14 protein-coding genes are annotated in these 20,668 nt (G+C 60.1%); 7 read left to right on the top strand and 7 right to left on the bottom strand.

The features are described 5' to 3' along the window. The first annotated feature begins 535 nt into the window (after positions 1-535). The 5 genes from V9L13_RS00770 to V9L13_RS00750 all read left to right on the top strand — a co-directional run bounded on the left by V9L13_RS00770 (position 536) and on the right by V9L13_RS00750 (position 6,547). Entirely contained in the window at positions 536-1,801 is a 1,266-nt protein-coding gene (locus V9L13_RS00770) for an MFS transporter (RefSeq protein WP_338801176.1), read from the top strand. 115 nt (positions 1,802-1,916) lie between these two features. Further along, positions 1,917-3,119: a hypothetical protein gene (locus V9L13_RS00765; RefSeq protein WP_338801175.1), complete on the top strand. Its 1,203-nt coding sequence runs from the start codon at positions 1,917-1,919 to the stop codon at positions 3,117-3,119. A gap of 10 nt (positions 3,120-3,129) precedes the next feature. Beyond that, the gene (locus V9L13_RS00760) at positions 3,130-4,989 is read left to right on the top strand and encodes an aminotransferase class I/II-fold pyridoxal phosphate-dependent enzyme (protein ID WP_338801174.1); all 1,860 of its coding nucleotides are present in this window, start codon (positions 3,130-3,132) and stop codon (positions 4,987-4,989) included. Continuing rightward, positions 4,976-5,650, top strand: a complete 675-nt coding sequence (locus V9L13_RS00755; protein ID WP_338801173.1) for a formyltransferase family protein — start codon at positions 4,976-4,978, stop codon at positions 5,648-5,650. The genes V9L13_RS00760 and V9L13_RS00755 overlap by 14 nt, the downstream gene beginning before the upstream one ends. Positions 5,651-5,722: 72 nt before the next feature. After that, positions 5,723-6,547: a Cof-type HAD-IIB family hydrolase gene (locus V9L13_RS00750; RefSeq protein ID WP_338801172.1), complete on the top strand. Its 825-nt coding sequence runs from the start codon at positions 5,723-5,725 to the stop codon at positions 6,545-6,547. Between the two features lie 16 nt (positions 6,548-6,563). Here V9L13_RS00750 and V9L13_RS00745 read toward each other — a convergent pair whose 3' ends face one another. From V9L13_RS00745 to V9L13_RS00725, 5 genes are all read right to left on the bottom strand, one after another. Further along, positions 6,564-7,478, bottom strand: a complete 915-nt coding sequence (locus tag V9L13_RS00745; protein WP_338801171.1) for a DUF808 domain-containing protein — start codon at positions 7,476-7,478, stop codon at positions 6,564-6,566. A 66-nt stretch (positions 7,479-7,544) separates the two neighbouring features. Continuing rightward, positions 7,545-8,948, bottom strand: a complete 1,404-nt coding sequence (locus tag V9L13_RS00740) for an efflux transporter outer membrane subunit (protein WP_338801170.1) — start codon at positions 8,946-8,948, stop codon at positions 7,545-7,547. A 132-nt stretch (positions 8,949-9,080) separates the two neighbouring features. Next, positions 9,081-12,203 carry an efflux RND transporter permease subunit gene (locus V9L13_RS00735; protein ID WP_338801169.1) on the bottom strand — a complete coding sequence of 1,041 codons (3,123 nt, stop codon included), beginning with the start codon at positions 12,201-12,203 and terminating at the stop codon, positions 9,081-9,083. Next, entirely contained in the window at positions 12,193-15,276 is a 3,084-nt protein-coding gene (locus tag V9L13_RS00730; protein WP_201138371.1) for an efflux RND transporter permease subunit, read from the bottom strand. Before V9L13_RS00730 ends, V9L13_RS00735 begins: the two co-directional genes overlap by 11 nt. Positions 15,277-15,289: 13 nt before the next feature. Further along, positions 15,290-16,423: an efflux RND transporter periplasmic adaptor subunit gene (locus V9L13_RS00725; protein ID WP_338801168.1), complete on the bottom strand. Its 1,134-nt coding sequence runs from the start codon at positions 16,421-16,423 to the stop codon at positions 15,290-15,292. 261 nt (positions 16,424-16,684) lie between these two features. Between V9L13_RS00725 and V9L13_RS00720 the strand changes: the two genes are divergently transcribed. Beyond that, positions 16,685-17,290: a TetR/AcrR family transcriptional regulator gene (locus V9L13_RS00720; RefSeq protein WP_007969638.1), complete on the top strand. Its 606-nt coding sequence runs from the start codon at positions 16,685-16,687 to the stop codon at positions 17,288-17,290. Between the two features lie 112 nt (positions 17,291-17,402). Here the strand turns inward: V9L13_RS00720 and V9L13_RS00715 are convergent, their stop codons facing one another. Then, positions 17,403-17,861: a transposase gene (locus V9L13_RS00715; RefSeq protein WP_338801167.1), complete on the bottom strand. Its 459-nt coding sequence runs from the start codon at positions 17,859-17,861 to the stop codon at positions 17,403-17,405. 210 nt (positions 17,862-18,071) lie between these two features. Continuing rightward, positions 18,072-18,512: a heme-binding protein gene (locus tag V9L13_RS00710; RefSeq protein ID WP_003222968.1), complete on the bottom strand. Its 441-nt coding sequence runs from the start codon at positions 18,510-18,512 to the stop codon at positions 18,072-18,074. A 268-nt stretch (positions 18,513-18,780) separates the two neighbouring features. Between V9L13_RS00710 and gcl the strand changes: the two genes are divergently transcribed. Continuing rightward, positions 18,781-20,556 (top strand): glyoxylate carboligase, encoded by a 1,776-nt coding sequence (gene gcl, locus V9L13_RS00705; RefSeq protein ID WP_003222966.1) that lies wholly within the window; start codon positions 18,781-18,783, stop codon positions 20,554-20,556. Positions 20,557-20,668: the final 112 nt, after the last annotated feature.

The following is a 20,668-nucleotide window of genomic DNA, read 5'->3' as shown; positions in this document are numbered from 1 at the left end:
GACATTCTTTTCATATGCCTGCCCTTCTGCGCCCACCCGGGTAAAGACTGACGCCGCCGTTTCGTCTTTCAGACAGGCCCTGCTCGCTTAACGAACGGGTGAGTCAAAGCCGCGGTCAGATTCGAAGTCGAACATAAAAATTTAAATGTGAATTTTTTATTAACATTCTGTGACAGCTTATGTAGACTCGCCTCAACACTGCAAAGGATGCAATGACGTGTTCAACGATATTCAAGGAATGATATCGGCTCTCCCTTATCCTCCCTTTCGACGCTGGTCTACCCGACATCTGAAACGTGTAGGTCGCAGCGAACTTTACTGTCCAAGACTTAGCGAAACTTGCGCATAGACTGTCGCTCGGCTTTTCAGTAATACATCCATCGACACAATCCGTTATTCCGTCCGGATGGCAGGGTGTGTCGCGCACTTTCATTTAGCTGCGGATGAATTACTACAGCGATCAGCGTCGGCAATGCATTGATTCAACCACTTCAATCTGCACTTTTCGCGGATTTGAAACACGGCCGCCATCAACATGCATACTTCATTAAAAACCGGTATCACCCAATATCTTTCCGAGATGCCACTGTTCATCTGGATATTATTTATCGGCACCTTTGTAACCCGTGCAACTTCAATGATGGTCTGGCCGTTTATCTCGATCGTGCTGTACACCCGGTTTGGTTTCAGTGCGACGTTTATCGGCCTGATCCTGACCCTGTCCATCGCCCTGTCGTCGATAGCGAGTTTTTACAGCGGTTACCTGTCGGACAAAATCGGCCGCTTGAAAATCATCGTGCTGGGCTGCGTCGTGGCGGCAAGTTCTTATCTGCTACTGGGCATCAGCAGCAGCGCTTATGGCTACATTGCCGGGACTCTGCTGGCAAACCTGTCGTGGGCACTGGTCAACAACCCGATCAAAACCATCATCGGCGATGTCATCGAATCTCGACCTCTGGTCGAGCGCGCCATGCATCTACGCTACTTTTTCTTGAACGCCGGTGCGGCGACAGGCCCCTACTTCGGGCTAAAGCTTGGGATCTCCGCCGACTCACTGTCCTTCGTCCTGGTGACCTTGTCCTATGTGCTGCTGCTGGTCGGCGTGGTGATCTTCGGTAAAGGCGTAACCCTCAAGGCGGTCAATACCACCAGTTTCAAAAGCACCATGGGCGTGCTCGCCAGAGACCATCTGTTCCTCGCGCTGGTGATCAATAACATCATCATGATGTTCATCTTTGGCAGCTTTGACTCCAGCCTGCCGCAGCTGATGGCCGCCCTTGCCTTCGAAGGCTACCTGCCCTTTATCGCCTCGTTGATTGTCTTGCATGCCTCGACGATCGTGATACTGCAGTTACCGCTTGCCAGTGCGCTGTCGTCGGTATCGCTGAATACCAAGATCTATCTTGGCTCGGCCCTGTTGATTCTCGGCGAGGCCGGCTTTGCATTGGCTGCACACAACTACGACATCAAGGCATTGTGGTATGGCGCTGTATTGCTCATGAGTATCAGCCAGACCCTGCTCTTTCCATGTATCAACATGTTTGTCGACAGCCTGGCGCCACCTAATCTGCGAGGTGCCTACTTTGGTGCCGCGTCGTTATACAGCATTGGTTTTTCTCTCTCGCCGATTGTCGGCGGACTGTTTATACAGAACCTCAGCGGAACCGCACTTTATATATTCCTTACATTGTCCAGCCTGCTGATGACGCTGATCTTCATGGGGATTTTCCGACAAAGAAAAACCACTGATGAAACGGCTCCCTCAGTAGCAAACATCGAGACTTCGCCTACCACTGGCTGAACACTCGACGCAGAACTTGCCAAGTTGCATTTCCGTACGCCAATTACCTTGGTGCGGAGCCTCTTTGCCTAAAGAACACCCAATTCTCGAACTTCTCGACTTTCAGGAAAACATCATGAATACGCCGATTTATGACCTCATCCTATGCGGCGCTGGCCCCGCCAACGTCTCGCTATTGCCTGATCTTATTCAGAATGAACAGATACAGCGCTGCCTGATACTTGAGAAATCCAGCACATTGGGCAGCGGCGAAATCGGTCAATACCGGATCACTGCCAACTCGCTTGGCGGGGTCTTTCTGGAAAAATTCCAGGACCGCACCGACGACCTGAGTCGATTCCTGCAGGGGACGCCAGAATGGGCGTATTTCACCGAGCGGCGGAGCGAGGCGGTAGAGTTGCGTCATGTCGGGCGCTTCCTCGAACACATCGGCACCTATGTGGCCCGGCACCAGGCGCTCTACAAACGTTTCGAAATTTCCACCCAGTCGACCGTCTGCGAAATCCGTCTGACCGCGCAGGGTCACTACTGCGTCAGCTATCTGCTCGATGGCCAGCGCGTACAGGCGATGTGCAAGAAAATCATCTTCAACATCGGTGGCCGACTGAATCAAGCCACCGTGCAGCACCCCCGGCACAACATCAATTCGGACGCGCTGCTCAAGGGCGAACACGACCAGGCGCTGCAAAGTGGCGAATACACCAACCTGGCCATTGTCGGCTCTTCGCACAGCGCCGTTTCCTGCCTGATCCGCCTGGTGGAGCAACTGGATTTCCCAGGCACCATCACCTTGCTGACCAAGCGCGATTTCAGGCTGTTCTTCGACTCCCCCGCCTCCGCGCGCGAGCAGCACTATCCGTTCGTCGATGCCGATATCTGCCAGGCCAGCCAAAGGGTCAATCGTTATTCGGGCCTGCGATATGACTCGTTCGAATTCGCTCGCAAGATCAAACAAGGCCTGATCCGCAACCTGAACATCGTTGACATCGCACAGGCCTCTGCCGATCAGGTGCTGAACCTGATCGCGCAATCGGACCTGCTGATCCACAGCACCGGGTACAAGGCCGGGTTGGTGCCGATACTGGATGTCGATGGCACGGCGCTGGACCTGCAACAGGACGATTTCGGATTGCTCACCAACCAGCAACTCAACCCGGTCACCCGCGAAGGTCGAGTACTGGAAAACTTCCATACATTCGGCCTGGGGGCCGGGATCAAGACGGGTGGCGACAGCGGCGGCGAGGAGAGCTTTCACGGCAGGATCGACGGTGTGTGGATGTACCAGCACGTGGTGCCCGGACTCATTTTCGTTAAATAAGGAAATTACAATGAATAATCAGACAGCCATCATTCTTTGCGCCGGGCGCGGAAGCCGCCTGGGCAAGCGCACACGCCACACGCCCAAGCCCTTGGTGAAGACCAACAATATCGCGTTCATCGACAACGCCCTGAACAACCTCGAAACGCTGGGTATCAAACACGTGGTCGTCGTGATCGGCTATCAGTCGGAGACCATTACCGCGCATCTTCGGGCGATGGACACCGCCATCACCTTCGAATTCGTGAGCAACCCGGACTGGGCGACGACCAACAACATCTACTCGCTGTACCTGGCCCGCGAACACATTACGCAGAACACCCTGATCATCGAGGGTGACATTTATTTCTCGGCCTCCAGCCTGCAACAGTTGCTGCAGCAACCGGGGGATCTGGTCGCCCTTGTGTCGCCGCTTGGCAAGAACATGGAAGGCACTTACGCCGTCCTCGAAGAGACCCGACTGCAAGGTTTCGGCTCGACCAAGGACGTCGGCCATGAGCCCCGTGACGGGCAATACAAGACCGTCAACCTGTACCAGGTAGGGTCAGCCGCGTTCGCCGAGCACATCAAAAAACAACTCGCCAGCAACGTCAGAAAAAACAACCTCAACGCCTACTACGAAGACGTATTCAAAAAAGCTTCGCTTGAGGGCAAGTGGGATATTCAGACCGTCATTGTCCCGGCAACCGAATGGTATGAGGTCGACAACTACTACGACCTGACGATCTGCAACTACATTACCAGTCGTGACCGCCTCGGTTTCGTCCAGAACCGCCACGGCGGTTACTGGCGCTACCCGATGCTGGATTTCGCCTTGATCTACAACTTCCATTTCCCGCCACAGCAGATGAAAGACAAGATCAAGGACAACTTCGATCACATCTTCCTCAACTACCCCGGCGCCAGACGACTCATCGAGGAGTCACTCTGCGAATTCCTCGGTGTCTCCCCAAGACACCTGTGTGTGGCCAATGGCGCAGCGGAAATCATCAAGCTGCTTCCGTCCGTGTATGCCGGCAGCGCCCTCGTGACCGTGCCGTCCTTCAACGAATACGCCAACGTCTTCGGTGAACAGCGCACGCTCTGCCACTACACGCGGGAGGAGGACGATTTCGCCATCGATATCGATGCACTGCTCGCGACCTGCCGGCAACAGCGCCCTGAGGTGGTGATCATCGAATCGCCCAACAACCCGACCGGCGCCCTGACACCCGCCTCGGCGCTGTCGGCGCTCGCCGTGCAGTTGCTGGAACTGGATATCTCACTGATCGTCGACGAGTCGTTCCTCGATTTCTCCAGCCACGCCGACAGCACCTTGCTCAACGTGCTCGACGAACACCCCAACCTGGTGGTGATTCGCAGCATGAGCAAAACCTTCGGTATTGGCGGTATTCGCATCGGCTACCTGGCCAGTGCCAACCAGACCCTGCTGGCGCTGATCAACTCGCTGCTGCCGATCTGGAACATCAACGGTTTTGCCGAGGAGTTCCTGTTGCATCTGCCGCAATACCAGCAGGAATACCTGGCCAGCTGCCAACAAGTCATCAGCGACACGCGCGCCTTTCAACAGGCGCTGGACGCCATCGAGGGCATCAGCGGCTTCAAGACCGAAGCAAACTTCATTTACTGCAAGGCTCATTACGCTGACGCCCAGACCATTTCCAGGTTGTTGCTGGACAAGCACCACATGTACATCAAGGAGTGCTCGGGCAAACGCAATACCGACTCCGACAAGTACTTCCGCGTGTCCTGCCGAACGCCTGAGGAAAACGCCCGATTGATCCAGGCCTTGAGCAACGTGATGCAGGACCTGGCAGCGCAGAAAGTTACCAGCAGCCAAGCGCAGGAGAACGCCGTTGAACTCGCCTGAGCAAGTAGTGATTTGCGGCAAGGGCGAACTGGCCATCTTCGCCTGTGAATACTTCAACGCGTCTCCCGAACATACGGTGTCGTACGTGGTGGCCGATCCTTTCGAGCCGGTCAGTACCGAACGGACGTTGATCGAGTATTGTCGGGAGCACGGCATCGAGGTGATCGAGAGCGGTCGGATCGAAGACCTGCCAGGTTATGCAGACGGCACCTTCGTCTGCGACCTCTGCCTGGTCATTTTCCACAAGCGGATATTGCCCAAGCGCTTCATCGACTGCTGCAAGAAAATTATCAATCTGCACCTTTCTTACCTGCCCAAATATCGCGGCGTACGCCCGGTCAACTGGGCCTTGAAGAACGGCGAGGGGATGCATGGGGCAACGCTGCACGAGATCAGCGAAGGCATAGACGAGGGGCCGATCCTCAATCAGGTGGCCTTCTGCATTTACCCTGAGTTCGAGGAAGTGATCGACACCTATACCCGCGCGATGGGATACGCCCGTCAGTTGCTGATGGATACCTTGCCGATGATCGACCGCATTGTTCCGGTCCCGCAGGAGCATGCCGACATGAGCATCTACTACGAAAAGGACAATCACCGGCTGGAAGAACGCATGACCTTCACCAAAGCCCAATCGCTGAAATTGCTCGAACGCCTGTAGCCTTGCGACGCCACTCGATTGTCCGCACAGGCGGCAATCGGGTGGGCAGGCGATCCCTTCCGAGGAGTCATGATGTACTTGCTTATTGCTTCTGACCTGGATGGCACGCTGCTGCTGCCAGGCGATACTTTCGGTGCCTTTACCAAAAGCGTGATTCACAGCCTGAACCGCGCAGGTCATCACATCGTGCTGGCGACGGGTCGGCATCAGACGGACGTCGAGTCATTGCTCGACAGTCAGTCACCGCCGGTTCACCTGATCACCGCCAATGGCGCGCGCATTTCCAGCGCCTGCGGCGGGCTTTCACTGAGCGCGGAATTATCGACCGCCGTTGTTCAGACATTGCTCGAGGAAACCCGCGCCGACACCGACCTGACCATCAACCTTTACTGCCAATCCGGCTGGCTGATGAGTCGAGAAGACGAAAACCTGAAGGACTTCAGCCAGAACCCGGACTTCCAGCCAACACTCTGCGCGAGCGAGAATCTGCCGCTGCAGGCTGTGCAGAAAGTGTTTTTCTTTCAGCGCAGCAAGGATCATGACGCTCTGCTCAGGCTGCAGGCGCGGCTGGAACAACGGCTGGGCGATCAGATCGGCACGGTATTCACCTTTCCATGGTGCCTGGAGGTCATGGCCAGAGACGTCTCCAAGGGCAATGCCCTGAAGCAACTGGCCGAATTCCTCAACGTGCCCATTCAGGCCTGCATCGCGTTTGGTGACGCCATGAACGACGCCGACATGTTGGCCGGGGTCGGCAAAGGCGTGCTGATGGGCAACGCACATGCCGAGTTGAGACAGGCACTGCCCGAAGCGGAGATCATCGGCCGGTACACCGATGAAGCCGTCGCGCACTACCTGTCGAAGCATCTGCTGAAGAGCGCTGATCGCCCGGCATGAACACCTGCGGGCGTCCTTACGCCCGCACAGCTTTCCACAATTTGCCGATCAGGCTCACCGCGAGCAACACCACGCCCCCGGCAATAATCCCGGCCACGCCATTGAGCAGCACCGGGACTGCAAACCCGACACTACCGGACGCCGCCCCCACACTTTCAATCCAGTGATGCACCGCAGGAATGCCGTGGGTGAGGATGCCGCCGCCGACCAGGAACATCGCCGCCGTGCCGATCACCGACAGGCCTTTCATCATGTACGGCGCGGCGCGCAGGATCGCGTTGCCGATGCTTTTCGCTGCGGCACCGGGTTTCTGCGTCAGCCACAGGCCGAGGTCGTCGAGTTTGACGATGCCGGCCACCAGACCATAAACACCGACAGTCATGACGATGGCGATGCCGGACATCACGATCACTTGCTGGGTCAGCGAAGCGTCGGCCACGGTGCCGAGCGTGATGGCGATGATTTCCGCCGAAAGGATGAAATCGGTGCGGATCGCGCCTTTGATCTTGTCCTTCTCGTAAGCCACCAGATCGGTGCTCGGCTCGGCCACGGCCTCGGTCAATTGCGCATGTCCGGCGTCATCTTCGGCCTTGCTGTGCAGGAACTTGTGCGCGAGTTTCTCGAAGCCTTCGAAGCACAGATAGGCGCCGCCGACCATTAACAGCGGCGTCACCAGCCACGGCACAAACGCACTGATCGCCAACGCCGAAGGCACCAGAATCAGCTTGTTGAGAAACGAGCCCTTGGCCACCGCCCAGACCACGGGAATTTCCCGCTCGGCGCGCACGCCGGAGACTTGCTGGGCATTGAGCGCCAAGTCGTCACCGAGCACCCCGGCGGTCTTCTTGGCGGCCATTTTGCTCATCAACGCCACATCGTCCAGAACGGTGGCAATGTCGTCGATCAGCACCAGCAAACTGCTTCCTGCCATGAATCTTGTTTCCTTATGTGAATAATGCCGCGCAGCATACCGCGCCGCACTCACTGGAGCGAGACGCTATGGCACCTGCCAGCCACCCCCCAGGCTCTGGAATAGCGCGACACTGCCCTGACTGAGCAAACCTTGCGTGTCGCGCAGGTTCTGCTCGGCCTGCAACAGCACCAATTGCTGAGTCAATACCGCTTGCTGGCTGACCGTGCCCGCGCGCTGTTGCGCCTGCTGGCTGCCGAACAATTGCTGATTGCGCTGGAACATCTGCTCGTAGGCCTGCGCCTGGGTGTGCAGGTGATTGATCGCCGACAGGTTGTCCTCGACGTTCTGCAACGCACCGAGCACCGTGCCGCGATAATTCGCCACGTCCTGATCGTAGGTGGCTTCGGCTTCCTGCTTGGCGGCTTCGCGGGCGCCGCCGTCGAAAATCGTTTCGGCCAGCGCCGGGCCGAGGGTCCAGATGCGGTTCGGCACCGAGAACAGACCGCCCAGCGCCGTGCCGCGAAAACCGCCTTCGGCGGTCAGGCTCAGGGTCGGGAAAAACGCCGCTTCGGCGACGCCGATTCGCGCGTTGGCCGCTGCTGCCAGGCGCTCGGCCGAGACCACATCGGGACGCCGCAGCAGCAGATTCGAGGGCAGCACCGGCGGCGGCATCGGCGTAGTGAACTGATAGTCGGCCGCCTTGGGCAGATTGAACTGCGCCGGCGCCACGCCCACCAGCACCGCCAATGCATGCTCGGCCTGCTCGCGTGAACGCTGCGCGGTTTGCAACGCGGCAATCACCGTGCTCAATTGATCCTGCGCCACCAGCAATTGATCGTTGGTCGCCGTACCCTGCACGGTTTGCGCCTGGATCATCGTCAGCAGTTGCTGGTTGATGGTCTGCTGTTGCTGCAACAGATCGATGTCGATATCCAGTTGCCGCAGCCCCAGATAATTGGTCGCTACGCTCGCTCCAATCGACAGCCGCACCCCGGCCAGCAAGGCATCGGACGATTGCAGCGAGGCCTGGCTCGACTCGATGCCGCGCCGCACCTGGCCCCACAGATCCGGCTCCCAACTGGCGCTCAAGGTCGCGCTGACGGATTGCTCGACGGTGCCGCCACTGCTGCTGGTGCCGGTCAAGCCGCTGGTGGTGCTGCCGCTGGCCCCGCCACCGACCCCGCGCGCGCCGGACAAGCCCACGCCCACCGTCGGCCACAACCCGGCGCGGCTCGATGCCACTTGTGCCTGCGCCAGTCGATACGCCGCTTCGGCACCAATGATCGACGGGTTGGCCCTGGCCGAGCGTTCGACCAGATCGTTGAGTATCGGATCCTGATAAATCCGCCACCACTGGCTGTCCAGCGCCCCCTGCGGATTGGCCTGGGCGCGTTGCCATTGGGTGCCTTCCTTGAAGGAGGTCGGCAGTTCCATGGCCGGCTTCTGATAATCCGGACCGACCATGCAGCCACTCAACAACAGCGCCATGATCAATGCCAGCACTCGCCCCTGTGGGAGCGGGCTTGCTCGCGAAAGCGATTTCACCTTCACCATCAATGCTGGCTGACCCGACGCCTTCGCGAGCAAGCCCGCTCCCACAGGGGATTTGCGACGTTTCATCTATTGCTCCTTACGCTTCAGGCGCTGCGACGCCCGATCCAGCCAAAGGTAGATCACCGGCGTGGTGTACAGCGTCAGCAACTGGCTGAACAGCAAGCCGCCAATGATCGAAATCCCCAACGGTCGGCGCAGCTCCGAGCCATAGCCGGTGCCGAGCACCAGCGGCAGCGCGCCAAGAATTGCCGCCAGCGTGGTCATCATGATCGGCCGGAAACGGATCAGACAGGCGCGGCGAATCGCTTCTTTCGCGCTCAGGCCGAATTCGCGGCGCTCGGTGATGGCGAAGTCGATCATCATGATCGCGTTCTTCTTCACGATCCCGATCAACAGAATCACCCCCACCAGCGCGATGATCGACAGTTCAGTCCCCGTCAGCAGCAACGCGATCAGCGCACCGACCCCGGCCGAGGGCAAGGTCGAAAGAATCGTCAGCGGATGCACCAGACTCTCGTAAAGCATCCCCAGCACGACATACACCGACAGCAGCGCCGCGACGATCAGCAACGGTTCACTGGCCACCGAAGACTGGAACACCTGCGCGGTGCCGGCGAACTGGCCGACCACGCTGGCCGGCATGCGCAATTGCTTCACGGCGTTTTCAACTAACGCCGTCGCCTGACCGATGGATACGCCTGGCGCGAGGTTGAACGAAGCGGTCACCGCTGGAAAGGTGCCCTGATGACTGATCGAAATCGCTGTGCGCCCCACCGAATAATCAGCAACAGCCGACAGCGGCACCAACGGTTGCGAGGCGGTGGCGCTGAGGTTCGGCGCCGCCGCAGTGCCCCTGGTGGTGACGGCCGCCGTGCCCACCGGCACGTAGACATTTTTCAGGGTGGCCGGGTCAGCCCAGTACGGCGGCGCAACTTCCATCACTACGTGGTACTGGTTGGCGGAGCGGTAGATGGTCGAGACCTGACGCTGGCCGAACGCGTCGTACAGCGTCTGGTCGATGGCCGACATGCTCACGCCCAGTCGCGCCGCCGCATCACGATTGACGGTCACGCTGGCCATCAGGCTGTTGTCCTGCTGATCGGTGTTGATGTCGGTCAGTTGCGGCAAGGTGTGCAGCGCCGCCACGACTTTGGGCACCCATTCATCGAGGGTGCTCTGGTCATCGGCGGTCATCGTGTACTGATATTGCGCCCCGCTCTGCCGCCCGCCAACGGTGATGTCCTGCGCTGATTGCAGGTACAGGCGCGTGCCGGGCATGTCGCCCAGGGTGCGGCGAATCTGCCCGATGACCTGATCGGCGCTGTCCTTGCGATCGGCCAGTGATTTGAGGGTGATGAACAACTGCGCACTGTTGACCGCACCGCCGATCCCGCCGCCACCGCCGACAAAACCACCGACGGTGGCCACGTTCGGATTGCTCAGCACCTTCTGGTTGATCTCGCTGAAGTTCGACTGGATCGCCCCGAAGGAAATGCTCTGCGCCGCGATGATGCTGCCGGACATGCGCCCGGTGTCTTCCTGCGGGAAAAAGCCCTTGGGCACCATCACGTACAGGACGCACGCCAGCACGATCACCAGCAACGTCAGCAAACCCATCAGGAACGAATGCTCCACCACCCAGCCCAGGGTGCGGTCATAGAAGCGGTGAAAGCGCGAATCCGGGTGATCTTCGCCGTCCCCAGCCTGCTCATTGGTGCGCAGCAGCACGCTGGCGAGCATCGGCGTCACGGTCAGCGATACCAGCATCGAAATCACGATGGCCACCGACAGCGAAATCGAAAACTCGCGAAACAGTCGCCCGACTATGCCGCCCATCAGCAGCAACGGAATGAACACCGCCACCAGCGACACACTGATGGTCATCACCGTGAAGCCGACCTCGCGTGCCCCGGCCAGCGCCGCCTGCACACGGCTTTCGCCCTTCTCCAGATGGCGCATGATGTTCTCGACCACCACGATCGCATCGTCCACCACAAACCCGGTGGAAATGGTCAGTGCCATCAACGACAGGTTGTTCAGGCTATAGCCGAGAAAGTACATCGCGCCAAACGTGCCGAGCAGCGACAACGGCACGACGATGGCCGGGATCAGCGTGCTGCGCCAGTCGCGGAAGAACGCGAACGTCACCAGCGTCACCAGTGCGATGGAAATCAGCAGGGTCATTTCCACGTCATGCAACGACGCACGAATGGTGGTGGTGCGATCCATCAGGATGTTGATCTTGATCGCCGAAGGGATCGAACTTTGCAGAAACGGCAGGTCGGCCTTCACCGCATCCACGGTGTCGATGACGTTGGCCCCGGGCTGTTTGAACACCACCAGCAGCACCGCTGGTTTGCCGTTGGACAGGCCGAAGTTGCGCAGGTCTTCGACGTCTTCGGTGACGTCGCCCAGATCGGAAATGCGCACCAGATCGCCATTGTTTTTCTTCACCACCAACGGCCCGTAATCGGCGCCCTGATAGAGCATGTCGTTGGCCTTGAGGCCATAGGATTGAGCGCCGAGCGCCACCGTGCCCTTGGGCAGATTGACGTTGGACGCCTGAATCACCTGGCGCACCTGTTCGAGGCTGACGCCATAGCGGTTGAGCCGATCCGGGTTGAGCTCGATGCGTACCGCCGGCAGCGCCGCGCCGCCCACCGTCACGTCGCCGACCCCGGTGGTCTGCAACAGGCGTTGCTCAAGCAGGGTCGAGGCCACGTCATACATCTGTCCGCGTGTCGCGGTGTCGGAGGTCAGGCTGAGGATCAGGATCGGCGAGTCGGCCGGGTTGACCTTGCGGTAGGTCGGGTTGCCGGACAGGTCGCTCGGCAGATTGCTGCGCGCCGCGTTGATCGCCGCCTGCACGTCCCGGGCGGCGCCGTCGATGTCGCGGTTGAGGTCGAACTGCAGGGTGATGCGCGTCGCCCCCAGCGAACTCGACGAGGTCATTTCAGTGACCCCGGCGATCTGCCCGAACTGCCGCTCCAGCGGCGTCGCCACCGACGATGCGACAGTGCTCGGATCAGCGCCGGGCAACGAAGCGCGCACGCTGATGGTGGGGAAATCCACTTCCGGCAGCGGCGCCACTGGCAGCAGGTTGAACGCCAACACGCCGAACAGCGCCAGCCCCACCGCCAGCAACGTGGTGGCGATCGGGCGCTGGATGAACGGCGCGCTAAGGTTCATCGCGATAGGCCTCGACCAGCGCTGGCCGGCGCCGAGTGAAACGCTGCTCCAGACTGTGCATGGCGAGGAAAATCACCGGGGTCGAAAACAGCGTCAACAACTGACTGAGCAGCAGCCCGCCGATGATCGCGATGCCCAGCGGATGACGCAGCTCCGAACCGATCCCGGTGCCCAGCGCCAGCGGCACCGCGCCAAACAGCGAGGCCATGCTGGTCATCAGGATCGGCCGAAAACGCAGCTCGGCCGCCTGACGAATCGCCGCCACGGCATCGAGTCCGCCCTCGCGCTCAAGCTCCAGCGCGAAGTCGACCATCATGATGCCGTTCTTCATCACGATCCCGATCAACAGCACGATGCCGATCAGGCCGATGATATCGAACTGCGTGCCGGTGATCAGCAACGCCAGCAGCGCGCCCAGCGCTGCCGAGAGCAAGGTCGAAAGAATCGTCACCGGGTGCACGAAGCTCTCGTAGAGAATGCCCAGCATCAGGTACACGACGATGATCGCCGCCAGCACCAGAAACACCTGATTCGACAGTGACGCCTCGAACGTCGCCGCCGCCCCCTCCAGATTGGCCTGCACCGACAGCGGCAGGCCGGCCTTGGCTTCGATCTCGTTGAGCCGGGTCACCGCAGCACCAAGGGTCTGGCCGGGGGCGAGGTTGAACGACACGTCGGCATAGGGAAATTGCCCGAGGCGGTTGATGGTCACCGGCGCGCGAATCACCTGCATGGTCGCCATGCTGGACAGCGGCGCCACCCCGCCGCCGGGAATATCGACGTAGAGCCCGGTCAGCAAATCGGCCAGATTGTGCGGCGGATGATCAGTGGCAATCACCACGTGATACTGGTTGAGCTGGGTGTAGATGGTCGATACCTGACGCTGGCCGAAGGCGTCGTACAGCACATCGTCGATGGCCTGCGGGGTGATACCCAGACGTGAAGCGGTGGCGCGGTCGAAGTTGAGCTGGATCTGATTGCCGAACTGCATCGCCTGGCTCTGCACATCGGTGAACATCGGGTCCTGCTTGATCGCCGCCAGCAATGTGTTGGTCCACTGCTCCAGCTCATCCGGGTCGGTGGCTTGCAGGCCGAGGCGGTAGCTGGTGGTCGAGACCGTGGCGTCCAGCGTCAGATCCTGCACGCTGTGCAGGTACAGGCGAATCCCGGCGTCGTCGGCGTTGGCGTCCGAGAGCCGGCGAATCACTGCCGCGCTGCTGTCGCGGTCGCCGTGGGGCTTGAGGTTGATCAGCAGGTTGCCCTGATTGATCGTCGGGTTGGTCTGGTCGATACCGACGAACGACGACAGGCTGGCCACCGCGGGATCTTTCAGAATCCGTGCGGCCAGCCGTTGCTGTTCGATCTGCATCTGCTGGAAGGAAATCGTCGGCGAGGCCTGGGAAATACCCTGGATCAGCCCGGTGTCCTGCTCGGGGAAAAAGCCCTTGGGCATCACCACGATGATCAGCAGGGTCAGTGCTCCAGTGAACACAATGGAAATCAGCGTCAGCCCGCGGTGCAGCAACACCCAGTCCAGGCCTTTGACGTAATAGCCGTTGATCCGGTCGAAGAAATCGACCCGGCGCTCCTCGTGCCTGTGCTTGAGCATGCGTGAGCACATCATTGGCGTCAGGGTCAGGGTGATCAGCGCCGAGATGACGATGGTCACCGCCACGGTCATGGCAAATTCACGGAACAATCGCCCGACCACGTCGCCCATGAACAGCAGCGGAATCATCACCGCGATCAGCGCCACCGACAGCGAAATGATCGTGAAGCCGATCTGCTCCGAGCCCTTGAGCGCAGCCTCCATCGGCGAGTCGCCGGCCTCGATGTAACGGGTGATGTTTTCGATCATGACGATGGCGTCATCGACCACAAAACCGATGGCGATGGTCAGCGCCATCAGCGTCAGGTTATTCAGCGAAAAGCCCAGCCCATAGGCCACTGCAAGCGTACCGACCAGGGTCAGCGGCACGGTTACCGCCGGAATGATCGTCGCCGGGAGATTGCGCAGGAACAGGAAAATCACGATCACCACCAGCAACACCGCCACACCGAGTTCGTACTGCACGTCGGTGACCGAGGCACGAATGGTTTGCGTGCGATCGGTGAGCACGTTGACCTTGAGCGTCGCCGGCAGACTGGCGCGCAACTTGGGCAACAGTTGCTGCACACGGTCAACCACGTCGATCACGTTGGCGCCGGGCTGACGCTGGATATTCAGGACAATCGACGGCGTGCTATTGGTCCACGCGGCCTGGCGTGGATTCTCCGGGCCCTGGGTCGAACTGGCGATCTGCGACAGACGGATCGGCGCGCCGTTCTTGTAGGCGATCACCAGGTCGCGGTACTCCTCGGCCGACTGCAACTGGTCGTTGGTGCCGATCGAATACGCCTGATATTTGCCGTCGATATTGCCCTTGGCCTGATTGACGTTGGCCGTGCCCAGCGAGGTGCGCAGGTCGTCGAGGGACAGACCGAGATTGTTCAGCGCCGAGGTGTTGGCCTCGACCCGCACCGCCGGGCGCTGACCGCCGCTGATGGTGACCAGGCCGACGCCGGTGATCTGCGAAATTTTCTGCGCCAGCCGCGTGTCGGCAAGGTCTTCAACCTTGGTCAGCGGCAGCACGTCGGAGGTCAGCGACAGGGTCAGCACCGGCGCGTCGGCCGGATTGACCTTGCTGTACACCGGCGGGTACGGCAGGTTGGCCGGCAGGAACGTGCCGGCGGCGTTGATCGCGGCCTGCACTTCCTGCTCGGCGACATCCAGCGACAACGACAGATCGAATTGCAGGGTCACCACCGAAGCGCCGTCGGAGCTGGTGGAGTTCATCGATTTGAGGCCCGGCATCTCGCCGAGCTGACGCTCCAGCGGCGCGGTGATCGACGAACTGATCACCTCGGGACTCGCGCCGGGGTATTGAGTGAAGACCTGGATAGTCGGGTAATCCACTTCGGGCAACGCCGACACCGACAGCAAGTGATAACCGAGCATGCCCAGCAACAGCACCGCCACCATCAACAGCGTGGTAGCGACCGGGCGTTCGATGAAGGGGCGCGAGACGTTCATGTTAGGCGCCTCCTCACTGCGCGACGACTTTCACCGCAGAGCCATCGTCGAGTTTGTCGGCGCCCTCGGTGACCACCTGCTCACCGGCCTTCACGCCGTTGTCGAGCACTGCCGAGACGTCCCCCGTCGCCGGGCCGGTCTTGATGTTGCGCAGGCTGACCTTGTTGCCCGGATCGGCCACGACGAACACGAAATCGCCCTTGCTGCCGTGCTGGATCGCCCGAGTCGGTACGACGCTGATCTGGGTCAGCGTGTCGGCCTTGAGTCGCGCGTTGACGAACTGATTGGGGAACAGCGCCTTGCCCGCATCATCAAACTGCGCCTTGACCTTGATCGTGCCGGTGCTGGTATCGACCTGGTTGTCCAGCGCCAGCAGACTGCCTGTGGCCAGCAGATTGTGCTTGTTGCGGTCGTAGGCCAGCACCGTCACCGGCCCCTTGGCCATGGCCTGATTGATTGCGCCCAGATCATCTTCGGGCACGGCGAACACCACCGTGGCCGGGGTCATCTGGGTGATGACCGCAATCCCGGTGGTGCTGGTGGTGGTCACGTAGTTGCCGGGATCGACCTGACGCAGGCCGACCACGCCATCCACCGGCGAGGTGATGGTGCAATAACTCAATTGCACTTCGAGGTTCTGCACGCTGCCCTGATCGGAAGCGACCGTGCCTTGCAGTTGCTGCACCAGAGAGGCCTGGGTATCGAGGGTTTGCTGGGTGGTGGAACCGACCTTGATCAGCTCGCGATAGCGCGCCAGATCGCGCACGGCGTTGGCAAGCAACGCCTGGTCGTGCATCAGCGTACCCTTGGCCACCGCCAATTGCGCCTTGAGTGCGCGGTCATCGATGCGGGCGATCACCTGGCCCTTGCGCACCTGCTGGCCTTCCTGAAATTCGACCGAGCTTAAAATTCCGTCGACTTGGGTGATCACTGTCACGCTGCGGGTCGGGGTGACGGTGCCGAGGGCGTCGATGTACACCGGCACATCCTGCAACTTGACTGCGACCGTTGCCACGGGCTCGGCCGGCGGCGGTGGCTTGGGCTTGCGCTGGTTCGACGCGAGGAACAGCCACAGCACCACTGCCAGCAATACAAGCCCCAGCACAACGATGGCCCAGGCGATTTTGCTGCGTCTGCGTTTTTCCACGGTATTTCACTCGAACAGGCCGACAATCACACACGGCAATTGAAAGTGAAGCCCGGCCATACAAGGCAAATCCCTGGCCAATGGCTTGATCGCTGCCTTGAACTCTAGCAGCGCCTCCCGAGTTCACCCAAAGATCTGCAGGTTCGTTCAGCCCCGAGACAGCGAAGTCCGTCCGCCCCCTTGCCGGGGCATTCTTGAGCGCTGCGCGAGGCCGGTGCTACCATGCGCAACCGCCAGAACAGGCAAGGAACCACCGGGTTTATGAGCACAATCCGCGAGCGCAACAAAGAACTGATCCTGCGTGCCGCCAGTGAGGAATTTGCCGACAAAGGCTTCGCTGCGACCAAAACCAGCGACATCGCCGCCAAGGCAGGATTGCCCAAGCCCAACGTCTACTACTACTTCAAGTCCAAGGAAAACCTCTACCGCGAGGTCCTGGAAAGCATCATCGTGCCGATCCTGCAGGCCTCGACTCCGTTCAACCCGGACGGCGTGCCGAGCGAAGTGCTCAGTGGCTACATCCGCTCGAAGATCCGCATCTCCCGCGACCTGCCCTTCGCCTCCAAGGTGTTCGCCAGCGAAATCATGCACGGCGCCCCGCACCTGAGCGCCGACCTGGTCGAGCAGCTCAACAGCCAGGCCAAGCACAACATCGACTGCATCCAGAGCTGGATCGACCGCGGCCAGATCGCCCCGATCGACCCCAACCACCTGATGTTCAGCATCTGGGCCGCGACCCAGACCTACGCCGACTTCGACTGGCAGATCTCTGCGGTCACCGGCAAGGACAAACTGGACGAGGCGGATTACGAGGCGGCGGCGCAGACGATCATTCGGTTGGTGTTGAAGGGGTGTGAGCCGGACTGATAGACCTCGTTGAGCGCTTCGCGAGCAAGCTCGCTCCCACGGGGATTTGTGAACGCCGCAGATCCAATGTGGGAGCGAGCTTGCTCGCGAATGGAGCGACCAGGTTTGACTGTCAGACCCAAATGGCATCCCACAGCGGATAGTCGCCAAGCTTCTGCACTAAACCTGCCCGCAATGGGTTGGCCACGACATATCGCGCTATTTTCACCAGATCCTCCTCTCGCCGTAGCGCCCTATCGTGAAATCCTTGCTGCCATAAACTGCCTTCTCTTTTCGCAGCCAGATTCACTGCCCGCGCGCTTAAGGATTTTGTCCGTTGCATCAGGTCACTTAAGGAACCTCGCTTCAAATCGATCAACCAATGAAAGTGGTCAGGCATAACTACCCACGCCAAAGAGTCGGCAAAGCCCTGCTCTTGGGCGCTTCGAAATTGGGCAACGACCAACCTGCCCAACGCAAAATCGCGGAAAACGGGTTCGCGATATAGGGTATTGGCAGTCAGTAGATAAATTCGGTGGGGCTCGTCGTAACGACCAAAGCGCAAGCGATGTGAAGCGGACAGTTTCGGCATTCCTTTGCACCTTTCAAGAGATGACCTGAAAGGTTAGATCTGCACACGGGGAGGAAGCGTCAAGACTGTTAGCCAGATGTGTCCGTTGAATCGCCTTCGCGAGCAAGCTCGCTCCCACAGTGGATTTGAGGTGTTCACACTTCATGTGTCAGAACACAAAGCTGTGGGAGCGAGCTTGCTCGCGAAGACTTCAGTTCAGACGCTACAAAATCAAGCCGCCACCCCCGCATCCGCCCTCAAATCCAGCGCCTCCACCGCTTTGATCGCCACCTGCTCATCAATATCCGACAGATCGCCGCTGATCCCGATCGCGCCCAGCACATTTCCCGCCTGATCACGAATCAACACCCCGCCCGGGGCCGGGACGACGCTGCCCTGGCCCATGCTGTTGAGTGCGGCGATGAACGCCGGGCGTTGTTGGGCGTCCAGCGCCAGCAGGCGTGAGCCCTTGCCCAGGGCGATGGCGCCCCAGGCTTTGCCGATGGCGATGTTCGGGCGCAGCAGGCTGGCGCCGTCTTCACGCTGCAGGGTGATCAGATGGCCGCCGGTATCGAGTACCGCGATGGTCAGCGGCGCGGCGTTGATGCCACGCCCGGTGCTGATGGCCTGGTTGACCAGGTTGACTGCGACTTTCAAGGTTAAAGCGCTCATGGTGCCGTCCTCATTTTGTTATTGGGAAAGTCGTGGGGCTGCGCTCAAGTGCCGCAGACCGATGCCACAAATAGAACACAATGAATTATTTTTTTGTATACAATAATTCTCGAAAGGCGCCACATGCGACGAAAAGCCACAGCAAAACCGGCTTCCGACGAATGAAACAGACGCTTGAGAAAATGGATTGACCTGCGCCGTCCGCCGTGAATACACTCTGCGCAAAGCCACTTGTATACAATTACAAAACGTAAAGAGGCACAAAACCATGAGCAAAATGAGAGCAATCGAAGCCGCCGTTCTGGTGATGCGCCGTGAAGGGGTTGATACCGCTTTTGGCATTCCGGGTGCTGCGATCAACCCGCTGTACTCCGCCCTGCAGAAAGTCGGTGGCATCGATCACGTCCTCGCTCGCCACGTCGAAGGCGCGTCACACATGGCCGAGGGTTACACCCGCACCAAGGCCGGCAACATCGGCGTGTGCATCGGTACGTCCGGCCCTGCCGGTACCGACATGGTCACCGGGCTCTACAGCGCCTCGGCCGACTCGATCCCTATCCTCTGCATCACCGGCCAGGCACCCCGCGCCCGTATGCACAAGGAAGACTTCCAGGCCGTCGACATCACCAGCATCGTCAAGCCCGTCACCAAGTGGGCGACCACGGTTCTGGAGCCGGGCCAGGTGCCCTACGCGTTCCAGAAAGCCTTCTACGAAATGCGCTCCGGCCGTCCAGGCCCGGTGCTGATCGACCTGCCGTTCGACGTGCAGATGGCTGAAATCGAATTCGACATCGACGCCTACCAGCCGCTGCCGCTGGCCAAGCCAACCGCGACCCGGATTCAGGTCGAGAAGGCTTTGGCCCTGCTGGATCAGGCCGAGCGTCCATTGCTGGTGGCCGGCGGCGGCATCATCAACGCCGACGCCAGCGATCTGCTGGTGGAGTTCGCCGAGCTGACCGGTATTCCGGTGATCCCGACCCTGATGGGCTGGGGCACCATTCCGGACGATCACCCGTTGATGGTCGGCATGGTCGGTCTGCAGACCTCGCACCGTTACGGCAACGCCACGCTGCTGAAATCCGACGTGGTACTGGGCATCGGTAACCGTTGGGCCAACCGTCACACCGGTTCGGTCGACGTCTACACCGAAGGCCGCAAGTTCATTCACGTTGACATCGAAGGCACGCAGATCGGCCGCGTGTTCACTCCGGACCTGGGCATCGTTTCCGACGCTGCTGCCGCGCTGACCGTGTTCATCGAGGTCGCCCGTGAATGGCAAGCCGCCGGCAAGCTGAAAAACCGCAGCGCCTGGCTGCAGGATTGCCAGCAACGCAAAGCCAGCCTGCACCGCAAGACCCACTTCGACAACGTACCGGTCAAGCCGCAGCGCGTTTACGAAGAGATGAACCAGGTGTTCGGCAAGGACACCTGCTACGTCAGCACCATTGGTCTGTCGCAGATTGCCGGCGCGCAGTTCCTGCACGTCTACAAGCCGCGTCACTGGATCAACTGCGGTCAGGCCGGCCCGTTGGGCTGGACCATTCCGGCGGCGCTGGGCGTGGTCAAGGCCGATCCGAGCCGGAAAGTCGTGGCCCTGTCGGGGGACTATGACTTCCAGTTCATGATCGAGGAGCTGGCGGTCGGCGCTCAGTTCAAACTGCCTTACATCCACGTCGTGGTGAACAACTCGTACCTGGGGCTGATCCGTCAGGCCCAGCGCGGGTTCGAAATGGACTACTGCGTGCAGCTGTCCTTCGATAACCTGAACGCGCCGGAACTCAACGGTTACGGTGTCGACCACATCGCAGTCGCCGAAGGCCTCGGCTGTAAGGCCCTGCGGGTGTTCGAACCATCGGAAATCGCCCCTGCCCTGCGCAAGGCCGAACAGATGATCGAAGAGTTCAAGGTACCGGTGATTGTCGAGATCATCCTGGAGCGTGTGACCAACATCTCCATGGGGACCGAGATCAACGCCGTCAACGAATTCGAAGACCTGGCACTGGTCGGCAACGACGCGCCAACGGCGATTTCGTTGCTTGATTAACTGCTGACCGCTCTCCCTGTGGGAGCGGGCCATGTGGCGAGGGAGCTTGCTCCCGCTGGGGCGCGAAGCGGCCCTGAAAATCCTGGGTCTGCTATGCAACCCAGCGGGAGCA

Source organism: Pseudomonas sp. RSB 5.4, assembly GCF_037126175.1.
In the GTDB taxonomy this organism is placed as follows: domain Bacteria; phylum Pseudomonadota; class Gammaproteobacteria; order Pseudomonadales; family Pseudomonadaceae; genus Aquipseudomonas; species Aquipseudomonas fluorescens_H.
This window is presented reverse-complemented; position numbering and strand designations above follow the sequence as displayed.

Bases quoted from the DNA above. Each gene is read 5' to 3' on its own strand.
- V9L13_RS00770 (WP_338801176.1), top strand. From the start codon at position 536: ATGCATACTTCATTAAAAACCGGTATCACCCAATATCTTTCCGAGATG.
- V9L13_RS00765 (WP_338801175.1), top strand. From the start codon at position 1,917: ATGAATACGCCGATTTATGACCTCATCCTATGCGGCGCTGGCCCCGCC.
- V9L13_RS00760 (WP_338801174.1), top strand. From the start codon at position 3,130: ATGAATAATCAGACAGCCATCATTCTTTGCGCCGGGCGCGGAAGCCGC.
- V9L13_RS00750 (WP_338801172.1), top strand. From the start codon at position 5,723: ATGTACTTGCTTATTGCTTCTGACCTGGATGGCACGCTGCTGCTGCCA.
- V9L13_RS00745 (WP_338801171.1), bottom strand. From the start codon at position 7,478: ATGGCAGGAAGCAGTTTGCTGGTGCTGATCGACGACATTGCCACCGTT.
- V9L13_RS00740 (WP_338801170.1), bottom strand. From the start codon at position 8,948: ATGGCGCTGTTGTTGAGTGGCTGCATGGTCGGTCCGGATTATCAGAAG.
- V9L13_RS00735 (WP_338801169.1), bottom strand. From the start codon at position 12,203: ATGAACCTTAGCGCGCCGTTCATCCAGCGCCCGATCGCCACCACGTTG.
- V9L13_RS00730 (WP_201138371.1), bottom strand. From the start codon at position 15,276: ATGAACGTCTCGCGCCCCTTCATCGAACGCCCGGTCGCTACCACGCTG.
- V9L13_RS00720 (WP_007969638.1), top strand. From the start codon at position 16,685: ATGAGCACAATCCGCGAGCGCAACAAAGAACTGATCCTGCGTGCCGCC.
- V9L13_RS00715 (WP_338801167.1), bottom strand. From the start codon at position 17,861: ATGCCGAAACTGTCCGCTTCACATCGCTTGCGCTTTGGTCGTTACGAC.
- V9L13_RS00710 (WP_003222968.1), bottom strand. From the start codon at position 18,512: ATGAGCGCTTTAACCTTGAAAGTCGCAGTCAACCTGGTCAACCAGGCC.
- gcl (WP_003222966.1), top strand. From the start codon at position 18,781: ATGAGCAAAATGAGAGCAATCGAAGCCGCCGTTCTGGTGATGCGCCGT.